Consider the following 15,909-nt stretch of genomic DNA (forward strand, 5'->3'; position numbering starts at 1 on the left):
ACGATGACGGCGATCAAGATCCATGGGATGCAACCCAGCACCTTCACGCGCACGGTCCGCATGGCCTGTCACGAGAAGGGCATCGACTACGAGCTGATCCAGACTCCGCCCGGCGACGGCGTGCGCGCGCTCAACCCGTTCGGCAAGATCCCGGCGATCACCCACGGCGACTTCGTGCTCTACGAGTCGGCGGCGATCCTGCGCTATCTGGATCGCAGCTTTGCCGGTCCGAAGCTGTGGCCCGACGAGGCGCGGGCGGCGGCGCTGGTCGACCAGTGGGTCGCCGCGATCAGCGACTCGCTCCTGCATTCGGCGCAATTCTATATGGCGACGCGCTTCAAGCTGCTGACCTTCCCACCCGGGATGGCGCAGAAGTTCTTCGATCGCACCCGGGAGATCCTGCCCGCGTTCGAGCGCCAGCTCGGCGCCACCCGCTTCCTCGCCGGCGAGGGGGTGAGCGCTGCGGATCTCAGCTTCGCGCCGATCTTCGCCTATTTTCCCGATGTGCCGGAACTGAAGGCACTGGCCGATACCATGCCCAACTGCCAGCGCTGGGCGGGCGAGATCGCCCAACGATCGAGCTTCAAGATGACGGAACCCGCCTTCAAGCCGCAACTGGCCGCTTGAAACAGCGGCAACCGGCATCACCTAATGAGGCGAGCCATCGGAAAGGACCGCCATGACCCGTACAGCGACCTGGCACGGCAAGGTGATCGCCGAGAGCGATCGCACGCAGGAAGTGGATGGTTACGTTTATTTTCCGCGCGACTCGGTGCGGATGGACCTGCTGGCGACAGCGCCGAAGACGGCGGACGATCTCAAATGTCCGCATGGCGTGCAGTTCTACGACGTGGCCGAGGAGGGCGCCGTCAGCCGGCGCGCCGCCTGGTCCTATGAAGCTCCCCAGCCCAGGATGAAGCCGGTCGATCACTGGATCGGCTTCTGGGAAGATGTCCAGGTGAAGTAGCGGTTACTTCACGGGGGTGATGGCGGTCACCATCAGAGGCGTGGCGATGCCGATCACGACGTCGCCGACCTTGATCTTCTTCAGCATGTCCTGCTTGGCGATCGAGGTTGCGGCCAGCGTGCGGACCTGGCCGCCGCGGGGATCGACCAGCGACACCTGATTGGCGGCGAGATTGACGCCAACCACGGTCATGGTGAACCGACCCGATTCGATGTCGGAGGCCGACGGATCCGTCGCCTGCCGGCGCGCTTCGTGGGAGCCCGGGCCCTTCTGACGCAGGTTCAGCAGCGTGACCACCTCGTTGAAGGTGATGTCCGCGGTCGTGCCGTCCTCGATGGCGTCGAGGTTGCGGACGCTGTCGGACACCGCCGACTCGAGCAGGCGACCGCTCTCGGTCGTGAAGGCGACCGTGCGCGTCTCGGTATCCACGGTTTCGATCGTGGCCCGGATCGTCACGGTATTGGCAAACGAGACGCCGGCCCGCGGCACCGCCTGCAGGTTGCCTTGCGCCGCGGCTGGCGCGACGGTCGCCAGCGTCAGCGTTGCGGCAACCAGCGACATGCCGGCGGCCCACTTGATCGAACGCATCATCATCGACTGGTACCCCCAGAAGAACTCCAACGCCGCGGACAATAGCGATCAGTTTTGACAGTGCAATCCTTCCCTCGGCGGGAATGCTCACAGCCCGCCCTGTAATTTTGTTGTGTTCAACGGCGGTAAATCGTTCCGTTTCGTGTTTTTGTGCGTTGCAATCTCGCAGCCGCAACAATAGGCTGGCACCAATAAACGGAGGACCATTGCCATGACCGTTGTTGCTTTCGCGGCGCGACCGCACCCGACGGCCAACCAGCCCAAGAAAGATCTTTACGAGATTGGGGAGATTCCCCCGCTCGGCCATGTCCCGAAGAACATGTATGCCTGGGTGATCCGTCGCGATCGCCACGGCCCGCCCGAGCAGTCCATGCAGTTGGAGGTCGTCCCCACGCACACCATCGGTGAGGACGAGGTGCTCGTTCTCGTGATGGCCGCCGGCGTCAATTACAACGGCGTCTGGGCCGGGCTCGGCCTGCCGATCTCGCCGTTCGACGTTCACAAGCAGCCGTTCCACATCGCCGGCTCCGATGCCTCGGGCATCGTCTGGGCCGTCGGCGCCAAGGTGAAGCGCTGGAAGGTCGGCGACGAGGTCGTCATTCACTGCAACCAGGACGACGGCGACGACGAGGAGTGCAACGGCGGCGACCCGATGTTCTCCACCAGCCAGCGCATCTGGGGCTACGAGACGCCGGACGGATCGTTCGCGCAGTTCTGTCGGGTACAGGCGCGGCAGCTGATGAAGCGTGCCCAGCATCTGACCTGGGAGGAGAGCGCCTGCTACACGCTCACCCTGGCGACCGCCTACCGCATGCTGTTCGGCCATCGCCCGCACATCCTGCGCCCGGGCCACAACGTCCTGGTGTGGGGCGCCGCAGGCGGGATCGGATCGATGGCGGTGCAGCTCATCGCGACCGCGGGCGCCAATGCGATCGGCGTGATCTCCGATCCGTCGAAGAAGGACTTCGTGATGTCGCTCGGCGCGCGCGGCGTCATCAATCGCAACGACTTCGACTGCTGGGGCCAGCTTCCCGACGTCGACGACCAGAAGGGCTATGCCGAATACATGAAGCGCGTGCGCAAGTTCGGTGCCGCCATCTGGGAGACCACCGGCAAGGGCAACGACGTCGACTTCGTGTTCGAGCATCCCGGCGAGCAGACCTTTCCGGTCTCCTGCTTCATCGTCAAGCGCGGCGGCATGGTGGTCTTCTGCGCCGGCACCACCGGCTACAACCTCACCATGGACGCGCGCTTCGTCTGGATGCGCCAGAAGCGCATCCAGGGCAGTCATTTCGCCAACCTCCTGCAGGCGAGCCAGGCCAACCAGCTGGTCATCGAGCGACGCATCGATCCCTGCATGAGCGAGGTGTTCGAGTGGGCCGACATTCCCAAGGCCCATACCAAGATGTGGAAGAACCAGCACAAGCCCGGGAACATGGCGGTTCTGGTCTCCGCCAAGCGCCCCGGTCTGCGCACCCTGGAAGACGCGCTGGAAGACTAGCGCCGATGCCTCTCCCGCGGCGCGGGAGAGGCGCCTTTGCGATGCGCATCGGCCTTCGTTTCCGGTCGGCCGGTGTTGGCCAACGGCGAAGGTCGCGTTTAACGATCCGAGAGAGTTGAGATGCAGTTGATCCTGAAGGACCTCCTGGCGCGCTGCGCCGAGGCTGTAAGCGATGCCGAGGCGTTCGAGGTCGCGGCGCGCGAGGCGGTACGCAAGCTGGTCGCGCCGAGCGGCAAGGTCGATCCCGCGCTGCTCGAGCGCGAACAGTTCGCCGCTCACGGTTACGCCTGGATGGCGACCTATGTCGCCGCGCTGCGCCAGATGCGCCGATGGGGCGAAGCGCATGCGAGCGGCGAACTCGAACAGCTCATCCTGCAGGTGGCGTTCGGCGAATATCTCGCCCAGCTCAGAGGTGGCATCGCCATCAGCCAGGTGGAGATCGTGCGAGCCGCCGACCTCGGCATCGATACCGCCGTCCTCGACACGCCGGCGGTGCGGGCCCTGATCGCCGCCAACACGGCCGCGGCACGAGGGCGGATCGCGCAGTTGATCACCGATGGTCTGGATACGGGCGACTTCGGCAAGCTCGGCCTCGATGACGAGGCGCTCGAGGAAGTGCGCCGCCAGTTCCGCCGCTTCGTCGAGGCGGAGGTGATGCCGCATGCGCACGGCTGGCACCTGCGAGACGAGCTGATCCCGCTGCCGGTGGTGCAGAAGATGGCCGAGCTCGGCGTCTTCGGCCTGACTGTGCCGGAAGAGTGGGGCGGACTCGGCATGGGCAAGCTCGCCATGTGCGTCGTGACCGAGGAACTGTCGCGCGGCTATATCGGCGTCGGCTCGCTCGGCACGCGGTCCGAGATCGCGGCCGAGCTGATCCGCGCCGGCGGCACCGAGGAGCAGAAGAAGAAGTATCTCGGCCGCATCGCCTCGGGCGAGATCCTGCCGACCGCGGTCTTCACCGAGCCCAACACCGGCTCGGATCTCGCCAGCCTGCGGACACGCGCGGTGCGCGAGGGCGAGGTCTACAAGATCAACGGCAACAAGACCTGGATCACCCATGCTGCCCGCGCCGACATCATGACCCTGCTGGCGCGCAGCGATGCGAGCAAGCCCGGCTATCAGGGCCTGTCGATGTTCCTGGCCGAGAAACCGCGCGGCGACGAGACCGAGCCGTTCCCGGCCAAAGGCATGAGCGGCGGCGAGATCCGCGTGCTCGGCTATCGCGGCATGAAGGAATACGAGATCGGCTTCGACGGTTTCGAGGTGCCGGCGGAGAACCTGCTGGGCGGCAAGGAGGGGCAGGGCTTCAAGCAGCTCATGGCCACCTTCGAAAGCGCCCGCATCCAGACCGCGGCCCGCGCCGTCGGCGTGGCGCAGAACGCGCTCGAACTGGGGCTGCGCTATGCCAAGGAGCGCATTCAGTTCGCCAAGCCGCTCTATGCCTTCCCGCGCGTCGCCGGCAAGATCGCCTGGATGGCGGTCGAGACCATGATCGCCCGCCAGCTGACCTATTTCGCCGCGCGCGAGAAGGACAGCGACCGCCGCTGCGATATCGAGGCCGGCATGGCCAAGCTCCTGGCCGCCCGCGTCGCCTGGAGCAACGCTGACAACGCGCTGCAGGTCCATGGCGGCAACGGCTACGCGATGGAATATCCCGTCAGCCGCGTGCTGTGCGATGCCCGCATCCTCAACATCTTCGAGGGCGCCGCGGAGATCCAGGCCCAGGTGGTCTGCCGCGGCCTGATCGAAGGACGCAACTAGGCTGTAGACCAATAATCGGCCGCGTCCCTTCTGGTCGGATGGGACGACGGCTACGCCAGCGAGGACGGGCCGGGGGACGGCAGTGTGGTGATTCGGTCTCCAATGGCGTTCCCACGAGGCTCGCCGGGGAGCAACGAACTCGGCCAGATTACCTCGGAACGGATATTCTGAGAAGAAATTGGAACTATCGGTCCATTGGACTCCTGGTCTATGGTCCAAAGATCGATAGTTCATACTTCTACATCTGTGCATTTTCCGTGGTTGCGATGTCCGGTGGCGCTCTGTCCGGCATGGTCGCCGCATGGGTGCTGCCGGACCACCACCTGAGCCGCAAATCGGCGACTGCGGTCAAGCTGGCGGCGTCCCTTGTCGTGTTGCTCACGTCCCTGGTTCTGGCGTTGATGTTGTCGGCGGCGAACAGCTCTTTCTCGGTCAACGCGGGGATCGTCAAGAAACTTGGCTCCGACCTCATCCATCTCGATCATGTGCTGCGCGTCTACGGGCCGGAGGCGAACGGTGCGCGGGCGGACCTTCGTGCCTATGCAACTTGGAAGAACGAGGAATTGTTTTCCGCCTCGCCCGTGCCGACGACGACCAATCGGGCGACTGCCGACCTTCTGGACAAGCTTCTCGACTCCATCCTGTCGCTGGCACCTGCCGACCGACGACAGACAGCGCTCGTTGCACAGGCCCAGACCATTACCGCCAACATCTACGCTGGACGATGGCTGTTGTGGGAAAATCCGGGCACCACGGTTCCCATACAATTCCTCTTCGTGCTGATCGGCTGGCTTTTTCTCATTTTTCTCAGTTTCGGGCTGTTCGCACCCGTGAATGCCACGGTGGTCACGAGCTTCTTCCTCACTTCGCTCGCGGTCATGGGCGCCATTCTGATGATCCTGGAACTCGGTGATCCGATGCACCAGAGCCTGGTGCGGATATCCAGCGAGCCCATGCGCATCGCGCTGGCCGAGATCGGTCGTCCCTGACAAGACACCAGGCGTCGTCGAGACAAGGCTGGATCGAAGGACAGCCGACCGGTGCAGCCACATCGCGGCTGGCATGGCCAAGTTGCTGGCCGCGTGCGCGGCCTGGAGCAACGCCGAACCCGGAAGGGCCCCATCTTCGCCCCCTCCCATATAGTGGCCCGCGCTCGGCTGGCGGGGGTAGCGCATTAGCGCTAACTGCGCTAACTGCGGAAACGGCTCGGGACCCGACCGCTGCCACGCCTCGGCGGGCTTGCGGATTCCGCCTTAACTGCCTCCGTAACTTTTCGCACCTCTGCTCTCCTTTTTCTAGAGAATGGGACCATGGACTGGCGGGGCCGCCGAGCGCGCTTCGCCTTTACGCACAAGACTATTATTGCGTATATCGCAATATATGTAAAGTAGGAGGCCGGATTTGTGGCGCTGGGGCAATTCGAGATCGGCCTGCTTCGGCAGCTTCGATGCAAAGCGACATCGGTCTGCCGATGCTGCCGACTGGTTTGGAACAAACGCCTCAAACCGTGCACTTGTGATTTCAAGACCGATTGGTCTAGTATGTCGCCATGAGCCGGCAAATGCCCGCACAGGTGCCGCGTGGGCGCCCCAGAAGCTTCGACACGGAAGCCGCTGTCGAACGCGCGATGGATGTGTTCTGGTCGCGCGGTTATCACGCCACGGCACTGCCGGACCTTCTTCAGGCGACGAAGCTCTCGCGGGGTAGCCTGTACGCTGCCTTCGGTGACAAGCACTCGCTCTTCCTGCGGGCACTGGATCGCTACATTGCCGATGCCCTGACGCGGATGGATGGCGAACTCGCCGCCCGCAAAGATCCGGTCGACGGCCTGCGGACCCTCCTTGCCGGTTACGTCGATCGCACCAGCGGTGCCAGCGGTCGGCGAGGCTGTCTCCTGGTGGCGACAGCCATGGAACTGGCTGGCCGTGATACCGACGTCGACCTGCGGATCAGGCGTTTTTTCGAGGCCATGGAGGTCCGGATGGCTGGCGCTCTTTCCCGTGCCAGGGATGCCGGCAAACTGGCCGATGGTGTCGAGCCTTCGAGTGCCGCTCGAATTCTCGTCTGTTTCGTCGAAGGGTTGCGAGTGGTGGGCAAGACGGGGACGACACCGAGCGCATCGCAAGCCGTCGCTGACGCGCTTATCGAACGCTTCATCAAGTAGACAATCCTGCGCGCGTCTTCGCCCTTAGCGGGCCGATATCTGGACCAAATGGTCGTGAAAGGAAAGATACCATGTCTGCCTTCCAGATCGTCTGTGCCGTCGCCGTCCCCTTGCTCTGGGGGTATCAGTTCGTGGCCATCAAGGTGGGGGTTCTGGAATTCCCGCCGCTCTTTTTCCTCGCCGTGCGTTTCCTGGCCATCGCGCTTCTGCTTATTCCGTTCGTCAGAAGGCCTGCACGCCAGCAGTTCGGTCCTATCGTCGCCATTTCGGTATTCTTCGGCGGATTGAACTTCGGCCTCTTCTACGTCGGCCTTGGACTCGGCTCGGGAAGCATGTCGGCGATCGCCTATCAGCTCGTGACGCCCTTTACCGTCCTGCTGGCTTGGCCGCTGCTCGCGGAGAGGCCCTCTCTGATGACGTCCACCGGTGTGATGATCGCCTTCGTCGGTGTGGTCGTGCTGGCGGCAGGGCCGGGCCTGACCGCAAACGTGCTTCCGCTGCTGCTTGTGGTCGGGGCGGCCTTCGCGTTTGCGATGTCCAATGTATTGACGAAGCGTTACGGGCCTTTCGATCCCTTGATGTTGATGGGGTGGTCGTCGCTGCTTACGGTGCCGCAAGTCGCGGTGATGTCGCTGCTTCTCGAACACGGGCAACTCGCGAGTCTTGCCGCAGCCGATCAATGGGCTTGGCTGGCGCTCGCCTACACGATCTTCATCGGTGGTATCCTGGGCTTTGGTCTTTGGTTCTGGTTGATCGGCCGTTGCTCCATGGCCCGTATCGCGCCGTTCGGCCTGTTGCTTCCGGTGTTCGCCGTGATTTCGAGCGTGCTGTTCCTGGGCGACCGTCTGACGCCAAAGCTGATTGCCGGGGGGCTGCTCTCGATCTCCGGCGTCGCCATTACACAGATAAGGCAGCGCGCTCGACCAGTATGAGCCTAGAAGTCGCGCAGCGGTCAATTCGGGATCGGCTCGCACTTCCTCTCGACATCGATATCGCCTCGAGAAGATTGGTGCTCGCTACCTGCTGTCGCGATGATCATCGCTCCGAGCTGGCGCGTAGTCAGCTTGTTTCCGTTGCCATTCAGAAGGCTAAGATGAAGTTCGGCTGCGATCTCACGCAATACAGGCTTAGCGACAGGCGCGCGAACGCCGTCGACTTCAACTGCGATCGAACCATTTTCGTATTGAATGACGCGTCGAGAACCAACCTGGACACTACCAACGATGGCTAAACCATCGAATACAAGCGGCTCCGAAGGCGGCTTGCGTATGATGTAGTGGAGATCACTCCCAGCATCTCTGCAGAGTAACCTTAAGTCATCGACCGTGCCGCGGAACAACTCCTCAATCGAGGCCTCGCCCTCAGATGTGTTGATCCGGAGGATCATCGCATCGTGTGCAAAGTCCAGGGTGCTTTTGCGAAACGTCACATGAGAAGACGAAGTGATTGTTTTGACTGTGATGCGCCGTCCCTCGGCACTGACAACGTCATACCCGCGCTGATTGACATCAAGCGCCATTTGCCCGCGCGTGATCATTGCCGCGTAAAGCTCGCCGATGCGGCCGGTGAGGTGCCGCAACTCCGCAGCATCGACTTTCCAGACAAGCTCCTTTTCAAACCACGTCAAGGCTTCGGCCAGGGAACAGATGATTTGGACTTGGGAGAGCGACATGGCCGCAAAGTCTTCCGTGAGCGATGTTCTCCACTATGCGGTAGGAGCCACCAGGATTCAAACCCCGGCCCTCAGCGTTGTGGATTCCGTTATCCTTCCGCTCGTCGGCCACCTCAAGGCTGCACGCGCGATGGATGGCGGCGATGCGCGGCATCCGACGGCTGCATGCCGATTCCTGCCTCTTCCAGTAAGAGCGCGCCGTAGCGATGCCATCGCAAAGAGTCCTCGCTCTCGTCCGAGGCGATATTCTAGAATGGCTTTGTCGGAAAAGACGGACCGGTATGGTTAGCCCGGTCGTCGCATCGTCAGATGCGGCTCTGTCTGGCCTCAGGCCAAGTCCCGCGACTCCAGCGCTGGCGCATTCCGCGCCGGTGAAGCTTAAGGAGTGCGGAAATGCAGCAGCAGATTTCGGTCATCACCCTGGGCGTTGCCCATCTCGAGCGCTCGCGCCGTTTCTATGCCGAGGGCTTTGGCTGGAAACCAGTGTTCGAAACTCCGGAGATCGTCTTCTATCAGATGAACGGTCTGATGCTCGGAACCTGGCTGGCCTCCGCTTTGGAGGCGGACTCGGGCCGTGCGCATGGAGCAGGGCCCGGAGCCTTCACGCTGGCGCACAATGTCGGTGCGCAGGATCTCGTGCAACCGACACTCGACCGGCTTGTCGCCTTCGGCGGTCGGTTGCTGCGGCGCGCCGATGCCCCAGCGCGCGGCGGCTTTCGCGGCTATGTTGCCGATCCTGATGGCCACGCTTGGGAGATCGCCTGGAACCCGGCGTGGCCGATCAGTCCCGAAGGGTATGTGACCTTCGGCCTTTAGGACGCGGCGAGGCCGGAAGTGATGCCGAGCCGTTCGAGCAGGTCGGCGTCACGGTTGCGGCCGGGGTTCCGGGTCGTCAGCAGCACATCGCCGATGAAGATCGAGTTTGCGCCCGCCAGGAAGCAGAGCGCCTGCATCTCGTCGCTCATATACTGGCGACCGGCGGACAGCCGCACCACGCTCCTCGGCATCAGCAGGCGCGCGGTAGCGATCAGGCGGACCAGCGCGATCGGGTCGGGCCGTTCGGCGGTGGCGTTGACCGGCACGCCCTTGACCTCGTTCCAGAGGTTGATCGGCACGCTCTCGGGATGGCTCGGAAGATTGGCCAGCAGCACCAGCATGCCAAGCCGGTCCTCGACCTGTTCACCCATGCCGACGATGCCGCCGCAGCAGACCTTGAGCCCGGCCTCGCGCGCGCAGGCCAGCGTGTCGATGCGATCCTGCAGCGTGCGCGTGGTGATGATCTTGCCGTAGAACTCCGGCGAGGTGTCGACGTTGTGGTTGTAGAAATCGAGGCCGGCATCGCGCAGCCGCGCTGCCTGCTCGGCCGTGAGCATGCCCAGCGTGGCGCAGGTCTCCATGCCGAGACCCTTCACTGCGCTCACCATGTCGCAGACGCGTTCGAGATCGCGTTCCTTTGGGCTGCGCCACGCAGCTGCCATGCAGAAGCGGGTGGCACCCGCGTCCTTGGCGCGCTGTGCCGTCGCGACGACGGTCTCGCGTTCCATCAGCCGCGTGGCCTTCACGTCGGTCTCGAAATGCGCACTCTGCGAACAGTAACCGCAATCTTCGGGGCAACCGCCGGTCTTGATGCTCAGAAGACTGGCGGTCTCGATCCGGTTGGGATCGAAGTGCCGGCGATGGACCGTCTGCGCCCGAAAGATCAGGTCGGCAAAGGGCAGTCCGTGCAAGTGTTCGGCTTCGGCGCGTGACCAGTCATGCCGCAACGACGCGTCGTCGTGGTTCTCGACGTGAAGTGAGTCCATCGCTTTTTCTTTCCAGAGGGGTGGGAGCCCGGCAAGGCCAGATCGGCCTCGCCACGGCTCATTCAATGCAGCGTGTGGCTGCCTTATGCCACCCGGAATCGGGCGGCTTCGTTCACGATTTCAGGCGCCGTCCTTTTCCAGCAGCAGCTTCCAGATGGCCGCTCCGACCACGGCACCGATGAGCGGCGCCACCCAGAACAGCCACAGCTGGCCGAGGGCGGCCGTCTGCGCGAACAGTGCAGCCGCCGTGGATCGCGCCGGATTGACCGACGTGTTGGTGACCGGGATCGAGATGAGATGGATCAGGGTGAGGGCCAGGCCGATCGCCAGCGGGCCGAAGCCGGAAGGGGCGGTTCTGGCGGTCGCACCCAGGATCACGACGATGAACCCCGCCGTCAGCGTCACTTCGATGAGGAATGCCGCCGGCAGGCCGTAATGCCCCGGCGACAGCTCGCCATAGCCGTTCGAGGCGAAACCGCCGACCACGAAGTCGGGCTTGGCCGTGGCGATCGTGTAGAGGATGGCCGCCGCGGCGATGCCGCCAAGGACCTGCACGATCCAGTACGGTATCAACTGGCTGAAGGGAAAACGGCCGCCGATTGCCAGTCCAAGCGAAACCGCCGGGTTGAAATGACCGCCGGAGATGCCTCCGACGGCATAGGCCATCGTCAGAACGGTAAGTCCGAAGGCCAAGGCGACGCCCGCAAACGCAATGCCCAGTTGGGGAAAGCCAGCGGCCAACACAGCGCTGCCGCATCCCCCGAAGACAAGCCAAAACGTTCCGAAAAATTCGGCCGCAAGTTTCTTCGACATCGAAAGTCTCCCCGCTACTCAGCCCGCTTACGTAAGCGTATCGATCTGCAATTGTCTATTGATGGCTGTTCATCTCAAATGTGAGACAGGCCGGGAAAGCTCGAACTTTCTGCAGTTCCGTCCAGGCCGGCGAAAATTTCCTTCCTGTCCGAAGCAATAATCGCGGCGCAGTCTGCGATCCGACGGGGCCTTCGAGGTCCGTATTACGGACTTGGAGCACTTCGACGGAGACGGAGGCAAATCGAGACGTAGTCTAGTTCGCAAGGAAAAGAGGAAACATGCTCACGAGACGTCGCGTCGTCACTGCCGGCGGAGCCGCGATCCTGGCGACATCGTCTGCGGGACGCGCCGATACCTATCCATCGGGCCGTGTGACCATGGTCGTGCCGTTTCCGGCCGGTGCGGCAACCGATATCAGTGCGCGCGTTTATGCGGAGCGACTCGCCGCGCTCTGGGGCCAGCCGGTCGTCGTCGACAACAGGGGCGGTGGCAATGGCATTCCGGCCGCGGAGTCGGTGGCGCGGGCCAGGCCCGACGGGCTGACGATCTTCGCAACCTCGGCCATGACCCAGGCCGTCAATCCGGCGCTGTATGAAAAGCTCAGTTACGATCCGATCGCCGACTTCGAAGCTGTCACGCGGATGGGGACGTCGCCCTTCGTGCTTCTTGTCGATGCCAACAGTCCGATCAATACGGCGGCCGAGCTGACCGCGAAGCTCAAGGCGCAGCCGGGCAAGAACAATTTCGGTGCCGGGGCTCTGCCGGCGCGTGTGGCGTCGGAACTGTACAAGCTCGAAGCGGGCGTCGAGGCGGTCTATGTCGGCTACAAGAGCAACCCGCAGGCCATTCCCGATCTGCAGAGCGGCCTGCTGAGCTTCATGATGATCGATACCGTGAATGCCAAGATCGCCATCGATCGCGGGGCGCTGAAGGGATTGTTCGTCACCGACACCGAACGCTATCCGCTGCTGCCCGATCTGCCGACCGCGGCGGAGGCGGGCTACCCCGGTGTGCTGCTGACGACCTGGACCGGTTACTACGTCCCCAAGGGAACGCCGCGCCAGATTGTCGACAAGATCAACACCGACATTCGCACGGTTGCCGCCATTCCCGAGGTGCTGGAGCGTCTCGAGTCGATGGGAGGCGCGCCGAAGCTCATGGATCCCGACGCCTTCGCCGCCTTCACGCGCTCGGAGAAGGAACGCTGGGGCAGCATCATTCATCGTGCCAATATCAAGCTCGAATAGGAGGAAACCATGCAAGGCTCGCTGCGCGGCAATGCCGGTCCCAGAATTCGCCATGTCGTCGAGGAAAGCGCTCCCTACGAGACCATCACCGTCGATCAGGTGACGCCGATCATCGGCGCGGAGATCGGCGGAATCGATCTGTCCCAACCGCTCAGCAACCGCCAGCAGGACGAGGTCCATCGCGCGCTGGCCGAGAATTGTGTGATCTTCTTTCGCGACCAGCACATCACACCCGAGCAGCATCTGGCGTTCGGGCGGCTGTTCGGCAATCTTCATACCCATCCGGCGGCGCCGCACGAGCCTGGCCATCCGGAGCTGATGGTCATCCATGCCGACAAAAATTCACCGCGTGCCAATGGCGAAGGCTGGCACAGCGATGTGAGTTGCGATCTCGAGCCGCCGATGGGCAGCATCCTCTACATCAAGAAGTGTCCGCCCAAGGGAGGCGATACCTTATTCGCCTCGATGTACGCGGCCTACGAGGCGCTGTCCGACCGCATGAAGACATATCTGGACGGGATGACGGCGGTCCATGACGGCGAGCAGGTCTATCGCGGCCTCTATGCCAATTATGGCGTGGCCGACAAGCCGAACTACCCGCGCGCCGAACATCCGGTGATCCGGACCCATCCCGTAACAAAGAAGAAGGCCCTGTTCGTCAACCGCGGCTTTACCCGCTTCCTGGTCGGCGTGCCGCGGGACGAGAGCGAGGGCATCCTGAACTATCTCTATCAGCACATGGAGAATCCCCTGTTCCAGTGCCGGTTTCGCTGGCGTGAGAACTCGATCGCCTTCTGGGACAATCGCTGCGTCCAGCATCGCGCCATGTGGGATTACTGGCCGCACACGCGCAGTGGCAACCGGGTCACCATCGCCGGCGACAAGCCGTACTGAGGCATTTTCCCTCCGGACCTCCCGCCTGCGGCGCAGGCGGTGTATGTATGCACGCCGTCCGCGTCGTGGAACGGCGGGCCGACAGGCCTGAGGGGAAGAGCCCCAGGAAGAAGTGTAGACGTTGCTGGTAATCTTCGACTGCGACGGCGTGCTGGTGGATAGCGAGCCACTCGCCAATGCGAGTTTTTCCAAGGCCCTGAAAGCCGTCGGCCTCGATTGGTCGGTCGAGGAAACGATGCGCCGCCTGATGGGGCGCTCGCTGAAATCTTGCGTCGAGATCGTGGAAGCGGAGATCGGCGGCAAGCTGCCCGACGATTTCCTCGAGAAGATGCAGACCGTCACCTACGAGAGCTTTCGCCAGGCGCCGTTGCAGCCTGTGCCGGGCGTGAAGGATGCCATCCTGCAGCTCCAGGCGGCGGGCCTGGCCACCTGCGTTGCAAGTTCCGGCGCCGTGGAAAAGATGCGTTTCACCCTCGGCCTGACGGGATTGTGGGATCTGTTCGACGGCCATGTCTTCAGCTCCAGCCAGGTGCCGCGCGGAAAGCCGTTTCCGGACCTGTTCCTTCATGCCGCGATCGAGATGAACGAACAGCCGTTCGAGTGCGTGGTCGTGGAGGACTCGGTGCCCGGAGTTCAGGCAGCGCGAGCCGCGGGCATGCGCGTGCTGGCCTACACCGGTGCGCCGCATGCCGATCGGGACGCTTTGGGCGCAGCGGGCGGGTTCCTGTTCGACGATATGGCGCAGCTGCCGAAGCTGGTTCTGCAATGACCGGTTCCTGGTCGATGGGCGAGTCCGGCAGCGAGCGCATTCTCGTCATCGGCGCTGGTATGGCGGGCGTGGTCGCTGCGCGTTTGCTGAAGGATAGCGGCTTCGCCGTGACCGTTCTCGAGGCGCGACCGCGGCTCGGCGGCCGAGTCTGGACGGACACATCACTCGGAGCGCCCCTCGATCTCGGCGGCTCCTGGATCCACGGTGTCGACGGCAATCCGCTGACATTGTGGTGCGACAAGCTCGGAATCCCCCTGATCGAATCGGAAGGCGATCGTCTGCTGATCGACAAGCGGGCCACGGCGTCGACGCGCGACGGCCAGCGCAAGCAGGTTCGACTGGGACGGGCGGCCTTCAGGGCGGCGATCGAATGGGCGAGCTGGAAGAGCAAGGCCATGGCGCGCGTGAAGGGCCCGCGTTCGGTGTCCGTGAAGGACGCGGTCGATCCCTTGCTGCATGCGGCATGGCTGCCGGAAATCGACAAGCTCGTCATTGCCACCTTCGTCGAGGGCAGTGAGGGTGTGCAGGGCGCGCCCTATGAGGCCGTGGCCGCGGAGGAATGGTGGCCGACCGAAGGGCTGGACCGCAACGCCCAGCCGAAGGGCGGTTTCGTGTCGCTGATCGAGGACGGCGCGCGCGGCCTCGACATCCGGTTCAATGCCCCCGTTCGCCGCATGGCGTGGAACGGTGCCGGGGTCGCGGCCTTTCTCGACAGCGGCGAGAGGCTCGAGGCCGACCGCGCCATCGTCACCGTGCCGCTCGGGCTGCTGCGGGCCGGCTGGCCGGCGCTCGATCCGCAGCCGCCGGCCGACCAGCAACGGGCCATCATCCGCCTCGGCTATGGCGCTGGCGTGCTCGGCAAGATCTACCTGCGGTTTCCCCGCCGCTTCTGGCCCGACCAGCCTACCTGGTTTGGCCGCCTGCCCGATGCGCCGGACCGGCGGGGCACCTTCAATACCTGGGTGAGCCATCATCACGAGACGGGGCAGCCGATCCTGCTGAGCTTCAGCAATGGCGCGGTGGCCGCCAACCTCGACCGCACGGCCAGCGACAAGGAAGTCGTGGCGGTGGCGATGCAGTCCCTGCACGCGATGTTCGGCAACGATATTCCCGAGCCGGAGGCGGTCGCCTATCCGCGCTGGCTGAGCGATCCCTGGTCGCGCGGCGGCTATTCCTACCCCGCCGTCGGCAGCGCCCCGGAGGATCGGGCTCTATTTGCGCGGCCGCTCGCAGATCGCGTGTTCTTTGCCGGCGAGGCGACGGAACCGGTCGAGTACGGAACCGTTCACGCCGCGCTATGGTCGGCCGAACAGACGGCCGAGGCGTTGTTCCGGACCGCGACAGGGCACGACGCTTCGCGCGACAGGCGGCCGTGGGCGGGGGCGCGGACTGGCGCTGGCCGGCATAATGGGTGATGCTTTGCCATTCCCGATACAGTGCGAGATCTCGTTCAGCCCGGCGTGGCGAGCAGGTCGGCGCTGCGTTCGGGACGACAAGACGTTTCGGGTGTCCAAATGAAGCTTGCTTCCATCCTCTTCGTCCTCGTGATGATCTCGGGCCTGGCGACGCTCGGCATCCTGTTCGCGGGGCTGGTCAGCATGGCGCGGGGGCCGACAGACAGCATCGAGCGCGCCCGCAGCAGCAACAAGCTGATGTGGTGGCGCGTGCGCCTTCAGCTCCTGACGATCGGGCTGATCCTGCTCTGGTATCTGGCGAGCAGGGCCTGAG

General features: G+C 63.8%; 17 protein-coding genes. 13 read left to right on the top strand and 4 right to left on the bottom strand.

Annotation, left to right across the window (positions count from 1 at the left end; genetic code table 11):
* Window positions 1-3 precede the first annotated feature (3 nt).
* Window positions 4-627, top strand: a complete 624-nt coding sequence (locus tag B5D62_RS02560) for a glutathione S-transferase family protein (RefSeq protein ID WP_085932247.1) — start codon at window positions 4-6, stop codon at window positions 625-627.
* Between the two features lie 52 nt (window positions 628-679).
* Window positions 680-967 carry a DUF427 domain-containing protein gene (locus B5D62_RS02565; protein WP_085932248.1) on the top strand — a complete coding sequence of 96 codons (288 nt, stop codon included), beginning with the start codon at window positions 680-682 and terminating at the stop codon, window positions 965-967.
* Between the two features lie 3 nt (window positions 968-970).
* On the opposite strand, the gene B5D62_RS02570 is transcribed toward B5D62_RS02565, so the two are convergent.
* A complete protein-coding gene (locus B5D62_RS02570) occupies window positions 971-1,561 on the bottom strand; it encodes a hypothetical protein (protein ID WP_085932249.1) in 591 nt (196 codons plus the stop codon).
* Between the two features lie 208 nt (window positions 1,562-1,769).
* Here B5D62_RS02570 and ccrA point away from each other — a divergent pair, with 208 nt between their 5' ends.
* From ccrA to B5D62_RS02595, 5 genes are all read left to right on the top strand, one after another.
* Entirely contained in the window at window positions 1,770-3,059 is a 1,290-nt protein-coding gene (ccrA, locus tag B5D62_RS02575) for a crotonyl-CoA carboxylase/reductase (protein WP_085932250.1), read from the top strand.
* Window positions 3,060-3,179: 120 nt separating this feature from the next.
* Window positions 3,180-4,820 (top strand): acyl-CoA dehydrogenase family protein, encoded by a 1,641-nt coding sequence (locus B5D62_RS02580; protein ID WP_085932251.1) that lies wholly within the window; start codon window positions 3,180-3,182, stop codon window positions 4,818-4,820.
* 38 nt (window positions 4,821-4,858) lie between these two features.
* Complete coding sequence (locus B5D62_RS02585; RefSeq protein ID WP_139373699.1) at window positions 4,859-5,809, top strand: bestrophin-like domain; 951 nt, start codon at window positions 4,859-4,861, stop codon at window positions 5,807-5,809.
* A gap of 572 nt (window positions 5,810-6,381) precedes the next feature.
* Window positions 6,382-6,984 carry a TetR/AcrR family transcriptional regulator gene (locus B5D62_RS02590; protein WP_218190915.1) on the top strand — a complete coding sequence of 201 codons (603 nt, stop codon included), beginning with the start codon at window positions 6,382-6,384 and terminating at the stop codon, window positions 6,982-6,984.
* Between the two features lie 71 nt (window positions 6,985-7,055).
* Complete coding sequence (locus B5D62_RS02595) at window positions 7,056-7,916, top strand: DMT family transporter (RefSeq protein ID WP_085932254.1); 861 nt, start codon at window positions 7,056-7,058, stop codon at window positions 7,914-7,916.
* A gap of 20 nt (window positions 7,917-7,936) precedes the next feature.
* On the opposite strand, the gene B5D62_RS02600 is transcribed toward B5D62_RS02595, so the two are convergent.
* The gene (locus tag B5D62_RS02600; protein ID WP_178097475.1) at window positions 7,937-8,656 is read right to left on the bottom strand and encodes a DUF6998 domain-containing protein; all 720 of its coding nucleotides are present in this window, start codon (window positions 8,654-8,656) and stop codon (window positions 7,937-7,939) included.
* 393 nt (window positions 8,657-9,049) lie between these two features.
* Here B5D62_RS02600 and B5D62_RS02605 point away from each other — a divergent pair, with 393 nt between their 5' ends.
* Window positions 9,050-9,472 (top strand): VOC family protein, encoded by a 423-nt coding sequence (locus B5D62_RS02605; RefSeq protein WP_085932255.1) that lies wholly within the window; start codon window positions 9,050-9,052, stop codon window positions 9,470-9,472.
* Here B5D62_RS02605 and bioB read toward each other — a convergent pair.
* Both bioB and aqpZ read right to left on the bottom strand, forming a co-directional pair.
* Window positions 9,469-10,458: a biotin synthase BioB gene (gene bioB, locus B5D62_RS02610; protein ID WP_085932256.1), complete on the bottom strand. Its 990-nt coding sequence runs from the start codon at window positions 10,456-10,458 to the stop codon at window positions 9,469-9,471. The genes B5D62_RS02605 and bioB overlap by 4 nt on opposite strands.
* Window positions 10,459-10,578: 120 nt before the next feature.
* On the bottom strand, window positions 10,579-11,271 hold the full coding sequence (gene aqpZ / locus B5D62_RS02615; RefSeq protein ID WP_085932257.1) for an aquaporin Z: 693 nt from the start codon (window positions 11,269-11,271) through the stop codon (window positions 10,579-10,581).
* Window positions 11,272-11,549: 278 nt separating this feature from the next.
* Between aqpZ and B5D62_RS02620 the strand changes: the two genes are divergently transcribed.
* The 5 genes from B5D62_RS02620 (at window position 11,550) to B5D62_RS02640 (ending at window position 15,908) form a co-directional block, all read left to right on the top strand.
* Window positions 11,550-12,518, top strand: a complete 969-nt coding sequence (locus tag B5D62_RS02620; protein WP_085932258.1) for a Bug family tripartite tricarboxylate transporter substrate binding protein — start codon at window positions 11,550-11,552, stop codon at window positions 12,516-12,518.
* 9 nt (window positions 12,519-12,527) lie between these two features.
* Window positions 12,528-13,412 (top strand): TauD/TfdA dioxygenase family protein, encoded by an 885-nt coding sequence (locus B5D62_RS02625; protein ID WP_085932259.1) that lies wholly within the window; start codon window positions 12,528-12,530, stop codon window positions 13,410-13,412.
* 121 nt (window positions 13,413-13,533) lie between these two features.
* Window positions 13,534-14,181: an HAD family hydrolase gene (locus B5D62_RS02630; protein WP_085932260.1), complete on the top strand. Its 648-nt coding sequence runs from the start codon at window positions 13,534-13,536 to the stop codon at window positions 14,179-14,181.
* Window positions 14,178-15,596, top strand: coding sequence for a flavin monoamine oxidase family protein (locus tag B5D62_RS02635; protein WP_085932261.1), 1,419 nt, complete (start codon window positions 14,178-14,180; stop codon window positions 15,594-15,596). The genes B5D62_RS02630 and B5D62_RS02635 overlap by 4 nt, the downstream gene beginning before the upstream one ends.
* A gap of 99 nt (window positions 15,597-15,695) precedes the next feature.
* Window positions 15,696-15,908 carry an HIG1 domain-containing protein gene (locus tag B5D62_RS02640; RefSeq protein WP_085932262.1) on the top strand — a complete coding sequence of 71 codons (213 nt, stop codon included), beginning with the start codon at window positions 15,696-15,698 and terminating at the stop codon, window positions 15,906-15,908.
* The last annotated feature ends 1 nt before the right edge of the window (window position 15,909 follow it).

Origin of the sequence: Enhydrobacter aerosaccus (genome assembly GCF_900167455.1) — a bacterium.
Lineage (GTDB): Bacteria > Pseudomonadota > Alphaproteobacteria > Reyranellales > Reyranellaceae > Reyranella > Reyranella aerosaccus.

Bases quoted from the DNA above. Each gene is read 5' to 3' on its own strand.
- B5D62_RS02560 (WP_085932247.1), top strand. From the start codon at position 4: ATGACGGCGATCAAGATCCATGGGATGCAACCCAGCACCTTCACGCGC.
- B5D62_RS02565 (WP_085932248.1), top strand. From the start codon at position 680: ATGACCCGTACAGCGACCTGGCACGGCAAGGTGATCGCCGAGAGCGAT.
- B5D62_RS02570 (WP_085932249.1), bottom strand. From the start codon at position 1,561: ATGATGATGCGTTCGATCAAGTGGGCCGCCGGCATGTCGCTGGTTGCC.
- ccrA (WP_085932250.1), top strand. From the start codon at position 1,770: ATGACCGTTGTTGCTTTCGCGGCGCGACCGCACCCGACGGCCAACCAG.
- B5D62_RS02580 (WP_085932251.1), top strand. From the start codon at position 3,180: ATGCAGTTGATCCTGAAGGACCTCCTGGCGCGCTGCGCCGAGGCTGTA.
- B5D62_RS02585 (WP_139373699.1), top strand. From the start codon at position 4,859: ATGGGACGACGGCTACGCCAGCGAGGACGGGCCGGGGGACGGCAGTGT.
- B5D62_RS02590 (WP_218190915.1), top strand. From the start codon at position 6,382: ATGCCCGCACAGGTGCCGCGTGGGCGCCCCAGAAGCTTCGACACGGAA.
- B5D62_RS02595 (WP_085932254.1), top strand. From the start codon at position 7,056: ATGTCTGCCTTCCAGATCGTCTGTGCCGTCGCCGTCCCCTTGCTCTGG.
- B5D62_RS02600 (WP_178097475.1), bottom strand. From the start codon at position 8,656: ATGTCGCTCTCCCAAGTCCAAATCATCTGTTCCCTGGCCGAAGCCTTG.
- B5D62_RS02605 (WP_085932255.1), top strand. From the start codon at position 9,050: ATGCAGCAGCAGATTTCGGTCATCACCCTGGGCGTTGCCCATCTCGAG.
- bioB (WP_085932256.1), bottom strand. From the start codon at position 10,458: ATGGACTCACTTCACGTCGAGAACCACGACGACGCGTCGTTGCGGCAT.
- aqpZ (WP_085932257.1), bottom strand. From the start codon at position 11,271: ATGTCGAAGAAACTTGCGGCCGAATTTTTCGGAACGTTTTGGCTTGTC.
- B5D62_RS02620 (WP_085932258.1), top strand. From the start codon at position 11,550: ATGCTCACGAGACGTCGCGTCGTCACTGCCGGCGGAGCCGCGATCCTG.
- B5D62_RS02625 (WP_085932259.1), top strand. From the start codon at position 12,528: ATGCAAGGCTCGCTGCGCGGCAATGCCGGTCCCAGAATTCGCCATGTC.
- B5D62_RS02635 (WP_085932261.1), top strand. From the start codon at position 14,178: ATGACCGGTTCCTGGTCGATGGGCGAGTCCGGCAGCGAGCGCATTCTC.
- B5D62_RS02640 (WP_085932262.1), top strand. From the start codon at position 15,696: ATGAAGCTTGCTTCCATCCTCTTCGTCCTCGTGATGATCTCGGGCCTG.